Source organism: Empedobacter sp. UBA7494, from assembly GCF_002478465.1.
GTDB lineage: Bacteria > Bacteroidota > Bacteroidia > Flavobacteriales > Weeksellaceae > Empedobacter > Empedobacter falsenii_B.
In genome coordinates, this window is the sequence record NZ_DLOC01000084.1 from 21,201 (window position 1) to 21,454 (window position 254).

Consider the following 254-nt stretch of genomic DNA (forward strand, 5'->3'; position numbering starts at 1 on the left):
TTCTAAAAAGTTGATATTCACTATCAATACTCGTGTTTCCTGAAGTCTGATTTAAAGCAACTAATTTCAAGTCAGATAATCTGGGCCTTCGTATCTGAAAAAAAAATTCTCACTTTCAAGACATAAACTCTTTAATACTTCTAAAATTTTATAGAAATTTGCTCTAATGTTGTGTATTGAATTGTTTGTGTAATAATTACAATTTCCTGTTTTTTAGAAGGTTGCACAACTTTTATATACAATCTAATACAAAT